Origin of the sequence: Thomasclavelia sp. (assembly GCF_047249845.1) — a bacterium.
GTDB lineage: Bacteria > Bacillota_I > Bacilli_A > Erysipelotrichales > Coprobacillaceae > Thomasclavelia.
Genome location: NZ_JBKTWO010000032.1, coordinates 23,947 through 30,222, shown reverse-complemented (window position 1 = coordinate 30,222; position 6,276 = coordinate 23,947). Strand labels below are relative to the sequence as shown.

Annotated in this window: 6 protein-coding genes; 3 read left to right on the top strand and 3 right to left on the bottom strand. The window is 25.0% G+C overall.

Going from position 1 to position 6,276, the window contains the following annotated elements; translation table 11 throughout:
- A partial coding sequence (locus ACLR9T_RS09205; protein WP_413109245.1) for a PucR family transcriptional regulator occupies positions 1-869 on the top strand: 869 nt, incomplete at its 5' end.
- A 70-nt stretch (positions 870-939) separates the two neighbouring features.
- Positions 940-2,685, top strand: coding sequence for a M3 family oligoendopeptidase (locus tag ACLR9T_RS09200; RefSeq protein WP_413109244.1), 1,746 nt, complete (start codon positions 940-942; stop codon positions 2,683-2,685).
- Between the two features lie 16 nt (positions 2,686-2,701).
- Here ACLR9T_RS09200 and ACLR9T_RS09195 read toward each other — a convergent pair whose 3' ends face one another.
- From ACLR9T_RS09195 to ACLR9T_RS09185, 3 genes are read right to left on the bottom strand one after another with little or no spacing between them, the layout of a single operon-like run.
- Entirely contained in the window at positions 2,702-3,163 is a 462-nt protein-coding gene (locus ACLR9T_RS09195) for a macro domain-containing protein (RefSeq protein ID WP_413109243.1), read from the bottom strand.
- Between the two features lie 8 nt (positions 3,164-3,171).
- The gene (locus tag ACLR9T_RS09190) at positions 3,172-4,422 is read right to left on the bottom strand and encodes a GGDEF domain-containing protein (RefSeq protein WP_413109242.1); all 1,251 of its coding nucleotides are present in this window, start codon (positions 4,420-4,422) and stop codon (positions 3,172-3,174) included.
- Between the two features lies 1 nt (position 4,423).
- On the bottom strand, positions 4,424-5,314 hold the full coding sequence (locus tag ACLR9T_RS09185; RefSeq protein ID WP_413109241.1) for a GGDEF domain-containing protein: 891 nt from the start codon (positions 5,312-5,314) through the stop codon (positions 4,424-4,426).
- A 568-nt stretch (positions 5,315-5,882) separates the two neighbouring features.
- Here ACLR9T_RS09185 and ACLR9T_RS09180 point away from each other — a divergent pair.
- Complete coding sequence (locus ACLR9T_RS09180; RefSeq protein ID WP_413109240.1) at positions 5,883-6,266, top strand: CoA-binding protein; 384 nt, start codon at positions 5,883-5,885, stop codon at positions 6,264-6,266.
- Positions 6,267-6,276 lie beyond the last annotated feature (10 nt).

The window sequence follows — 6,276 nt, the reverse complement described above, 5'->3', positions numbered from 1 at the left end:
TAACAGACAATGATAATATTATTGGTTACTTATGCATTTTATTTGCAGATGGCAAACCATCCTCTGAAATATTCAGTTTTATTAGTAAATTAGCTAAAACTATCGCATCTATTATTTGTCATAGCAAAACCGGTTATAATTATAATCGTTACGAATATTTTGCAATAATGAATTACTTATTTTCAAATGACAATATAAATAAACGTGATTTAGAAAAATTATTACCTGCTCAACCCAATACTTTTAGCAAAGATTATTGTATTATTACTACAAAAGTAGATTTTAAAAGTAACGAAATAGTGTATTTAAATCAACTTCATCAATATATTATTACTTTGCCAAATACATATTCTTATCTTCAAGATAACTGCTTATATATTTTAATTACTGGACTTAATGGAACTACAAAAAATAATATTATTAATAAAGTAAAAAGTTTAATTACAGCTGTAAATATTTATAAATTAAAGTTTGGAATCAGCTATATTTTTGACAATCTGTTAGATATTAATATTTATAAACATCAAGCATTAAAAGCCTATGATTTAAGTAAACAGCAATTTACTTTTTTTGAAGATATTGCTTTAGAATCATTCTTTACTACAAGCTCATACAAGATATATCTCCATCCACTTATTACAAAACTAAAACAAATTGATGAATCAACTAAGAATGATTATTATCATACTTTAAAATCGTATATTTGTAATTTTGGTGACTCTCATAAAACAATTGAACAATTGGCTATCCACCGCAATACACTACTTTATCGTTTAGAAAAGATCAAGGAACTTACCAATGTTGATTTACATGATGAGAAATTATGCACATTGCTGCTAATCAGTTTTTTTCTTGCTGAAAACAATTAAATCATTATCAGCATAAAGTTTGTTAATTTGTCTTAATATTTTGGTATAATACTATAAATGAGGTGATTAAATGAAAGAATGGGATTTAACAAAATTATATAAATCTTTTGAAGACCCTGATTTTATTAATGATTTTGAAAAAATCAGGACATTACAAAATCAAATGAATACTTATCGTAATAATAACGATGAACAATCGTTAGAATATTACTTAACTGATTTAATAATATTAAATCAATTAGTTGAAAAACTAGCTAATTATATTAGCTTAACTTTATCAGTTGATACTACTAATTCTATAGCTTTAAAATATAGTGATCAGTTAGATGAACTGTTAGCTTCTTTTGTTGAAGATGATATTTTAAATAAAAGATGGATTGCATCAATTAATTTAGATTCTATAGAATCTAAATTAATTAAAGAACATCTCTTCATTTTAAAAGAGATTCAGAATAATCAAAAATATACTTTAGATAAAACTAGTGAAAGTATTATTGCTCATATGCAAAATACAGGAAGTAATGCTTTTAGTAAATTAAAGGATCAATTAATTTCATCAATTGAAGTAACTATTGATAAAAAGGCCTATCCTTTAACTGAAGTTTTAAATATGGCTTACAGTAAAGATAAAGAAATCAGAAAAAAAGCATACAAAGCTGAAATTAAGAGTTATAAAGATAAAGAGCAGGCAATTGCTGCCTGTTTAAATGGAATTAAAGGTGAAGTATTATATACAACTAAATTAAGAGGGTATCAAAGCGAGCTTGAAAGAACATTAATCAATGCTCGAATGTCTAAAGAAACATTAGATACTTTATTATTAGTAATCAAAGAAAATCTTGATGTTTTTAGAAATTATTTAAAAATAAAGGCAAAAATTCTTGGTTATAACAATGGTTTACCATGGTATGAACTTTATGCTCCTGTTGTTGAAAATAACAGCACTTATTCATATGAAAAAGGCTGTGATTTCGTTGTTAAACAATTCAACACTTTTTCTAATCATTTAAGTCAATTTGCATTAAAAGCAATTAATAATAATTGGATCGATGTTTATCCTCATAGTGGAAAAGTTGGTGGAGCTTTTTGTTGTAATCTTCATAGTATTAAAGAAAGTCGTTTTTTATTAAATTATGGTAATAGTTTTTCTGATGTCATTACCATGGCACATGAATTAGGACATGGTTTTCATGGTGAGTGCTTAACTAGTGAATCCATCTTAAATAGTGATTATCCGATGCCAATTGCTGAAACAGCTTCTACTTTTTGTGAAACAATTGTTACTAAAGCTGCTTTACAAGATGCTGATGATAAAACTAAAATAGTCTTATTAGAAGATGAACTATCAGGTGCTACTCAAGTTATTGTTGATATTTATTCACGATATTTATTTGAAAAACGTTTCTTTGAAAAAAGAGAGAATGGCGCATTGTCTGTAGATGAAATAAAAACATTAATGCTTCAAGCCCAAAAAGATGCTTATGGTGATGGTTTAGATCATAAGTATTTACATCCATATATGTGGACTTGGAAACCTCACTATTATTATGCAGATTGTTCATATTACAACTTTCCTTATGCATTTGGGCTCTTGTTAGCTAAAGGTTTATATGCTCTTTATCAAAAAGAGGGTTCATCATTTAGCAATACGTATGAAAAACTACTTTCGTTAACCGGTAAAATGTCACTTGAAGATGTTTGTTTAAGTGTTAATATTGATTTAAAAAATAAAACTTTCTGGCAAGCATCAATTGATACCTTTAAAGAAGATATTAAACTATATGAACAATTATTAAAAGATGTTAAAACAGTTTAACTGCTTTAACATCTTTTTATTTATATAAAACTAAAAATACATCTAAATTATTTGTAACTAAAAAATTATTAATCATTGCTTTAGCAATTTCTAACGCTTCATTATAAGGAAAGCCATAAATACCTGACGAAATCAAAGGAAAAGCAATTGAATGACAATTATATTGTTTAGCCAACAACAAAGCATTATGATAAGCCTCAGCTAATAATTTAGCCTCATCATGTTTACCATCTTGATAGATTGGTCCAACTGCATGAATAATATATTTAGCCTTTAATTTATACCCACTAGTAATTATCGCTTGTCCAGTGGGACAATACCCATTATTATCACATTCTTTTTGCAATTCCTTGGCTCCAGCTTTTTTAAAAATCGCCCCACAAACTCCACCACCTACTCTTAACCTTGAATTTGCAGCGTTAACGATTGCATCAGTCTCCATATCAGTAATATCACCATAAATAATTTTAAATCCCATGATTTTCTTTACCCATTTTTATATTTAAATTTTTTATTTTCATACATTAATAAATCAGCCTGTTTTATTGCTTCTTGAATCGTTCCATCAAAGTCATTCATATCTATAACTCCATAACTAATTGAGAGATTAAAAGGATATTTATCAGAACATGAAATATTTTTTAATTTAAGATCGATTATTTTTAATTGTTCCATTAATAAAGAAATATTTCCTTTTTCAAATAATAAAAGAAACTCGTCACCGCCATAACGAATAAACTCTGCCTGATCTTTAAAAATAGTTTTCATAATTTCTGTTATTGCACAAATATATTGATCTCCTATCGTATGATTAAACTCATCATTAACATTTTTAAGATGATTGATATCAATAAAACAAATAATTCCCTTTTTTAACTCTTTATTCCATTGCTTAAATAATTGCATTGCATATCTGCGATTATAATAATGTGTGAGATCATCTTGATATGTATCCAAAAATAAACGTTTATCATTTTTATTCCATGATACTATTTCTTTTCTAATTTGTTGAGTTCTTTTTTTATATGAATCAATTTTAATAATATTAACTTCATAACGAATGACAAGTACAACAAATATATATGCAAAAATAGCAGATTTTAATGGCCATAGTTTTAAAAGAATATCATTAGATGTCAATGAAAATATTTCTAAACATAGAATCATATAAATATATATCACTAAAAATTGAATAGACAAAAAACAAATACTATTTGTTTTTAATTGATAATTCTTCAAATATTGTAATGAACCATAAGAATTTATCCGTGAATACTTTAAGAATAAAGCTGTAATAAGAAAACCAATTAATATCGGAAATTGTTTTATATTTGTAATAACCCCTATTCCTCCAGTATGTATTTTTGAATCAAAGTAAACCATTGGAACATTTAACAATATTGCAAATATTGTTCTTAAAAGCATATTGATAATAAGTCCATATATCCCACTGAAAAACCCTAAAAAAATGCTTAAAGACCAATCTGCATTAAAAATCAATCTTATTTCAAGAATTAAAAACAAAGAAAATACACTCCAGTTTACTGTTAACGGACTCTCTACAAGACTTAAAAAAATAAATAATAAATAGTTAACTATAAAAGTAATAAAATAATATTTTGACTTAATTTTAAATTCTAAATAATAAGCACAGTTAATAAATATCTCACGGTTATAAAATGAATAACATACTCCTGTTATTATGATTGACAGGAATTTTCCTAAAATATCATTCATTTTATACACACTCCTTTTTTTGTTGATACATTGCCATATCCGCTAATTTCAATAAATCATCTTTAAAGACATTAACTTCTCCATTATATATTGAAAAACCAAAACTAATAGAAGCTGGATAAGAAAAATTCATTTTACTTAACTTTAAATTAGTTATTTCAAGAATATCTTGAGCCATCTTTAAAGATATTTGTGGAAATAAAACCATGAATTCATCACCACCAATTCGGCTCAAAAGATCTTTTCCTGTCAATAATTCAGATAATACTTCTGAAACAGATTGTAAATAACGATCTCCTTCATCATGGCCAAATGAATCATTGACATATTTTAGATTATTTAAATCTATATATGCTAAAACAAATTTTTCATGATCTTCAATTAAAATGTCAAGATATCTCATAATATACTTTCTTGTATAAGTTCCTGTCAATTCATCAGTATAAGCCATTCTATGCTTTTTTAATTCATTTCTAATGATTTTATCTCTTTGTCTTTTTAAAATAAAATATTCCTGTTCAACATTTGCATTGATACATAAATGATAAGAGTGATGCAAAATTGCTAGAATTTCAAAATATAAAAGTAAAATACTACCAATTACAAATATAGATAAGATCGTATAATTTAACGGTAAGATCAATGTAATAATATCAACAAATATATAAATAACAGCAACATAACTAAAGTATACTAATTGTTTAAATCTTGTATTATCTTTTATTAATATCATAGATACATGATATATAAATTGCTTACGGTTCAATAAAAATATTATAATAAAACAAGCCATATATGCTAAAGGAATCAAAACACTATTAATTTCCATATTACGATCAATTTCATAAATACTAATATTTTTATATAACGAAACTATAGCATGTAAAAACATTATAATTGTAGTGACAGATATAAATGAAAAATTTGTGCTAAAATTAATTAATAATTTAGGCCTTTTTAGTAATATACACATCTCTACATAAGTTATCAGTAATAACAATAAAGCATAGATAAGAAATTGAACTTCTGGTATATTATACAACAAATACAAACAACTTTTTAAGATTGCAAATATACTAATAATTAATTTATTTTTACGCATTTTAACTAAATCCCTATTAAAACAACTAATAAAAAAAGAGTCACATAAAAAAATTATTATTATTGATAAAATAAATATAACAATCATATTAAATTCTCCTCCTTTTATATTACTGTTTTTGTTCTATCACGCAAAACATCACAACACTATCATAACATATATCAAAGTCTAATATATTATAAATTTAATTAAAATTAACTTATATTTTATTATAGATAGTATTCATAATAATTACAATGCATTATTAATTTGATATAGTGCTTTTAACCCGGTTAAAACCTTTAATAACATTTCTCCCCATGGTACAATAAAACTGTATAAATAAAGTAACATCTTAAATATTACAAAGGAGAAAAATATGGATGCTAAAAATGTTTTAATAAATTATCAAAACTTTGCAGTAATTGGAGTAACTAATAATCATGATAAATATGGTTATAAAATATTTCAAAGATTAAAACAATTAAATAAGACTATTTATGGAATATCTCCAATATATAAAGATATTGATGGAATAGCAACTTATTCTAGTTTAAGTGAGGTTAATAAAAAAATTGATGTTGCAGTATTTGTTGTTAATCCACAATTAGGTATTAAATATGTAAAGGAATGTCAAAAACTTAAAATAAATCATATATGGTTACAACCTGGAACTTATGATGACAAACTTATTTCAATTATAAAAGATGCAAGTATTACTTATTATCCTAATTGTATTTTAGTTGAAAGTCAGGATATATAGAGCTACTGTC

Coding starts and splice junctions, on each gene's coding strand:
- ACLR9T_RS09195 (WP_413109243.1), bottom strand. CDS start 3,163: ATGGGATTTAAAATTATTTATGGTGATATTACTGATATGGAGACTGAT.
- ACLR9T_RS09190 (WP_413109242.1), bottom strand. CDS start 4,422: ATGAATGATATTTTAGGAAAATTCCTGTCAATCATAATAACAGGAGTA.
- ACLR9T_RS09180 (WP_413109240.1), top strand. CDS start 5,883: ATGGATGCTAAAAATGTTTTAATAAATTATCAAAACTTTGCAGTAATT.
- ACLR9T_RS09185 (WP_413109241.1), bottom strand. CDS start 5,314: ATGTTTTTACATGCTATAGTTTCGTTATATAAAAATATTAGTATTTAT.
- ACLR9T_RS09200 (WP_413109244.1), top strand. CDS start 940: ATGAAAGAATGGGATTTAACAAAATTATATAAATCTTTTGAAGACCCT.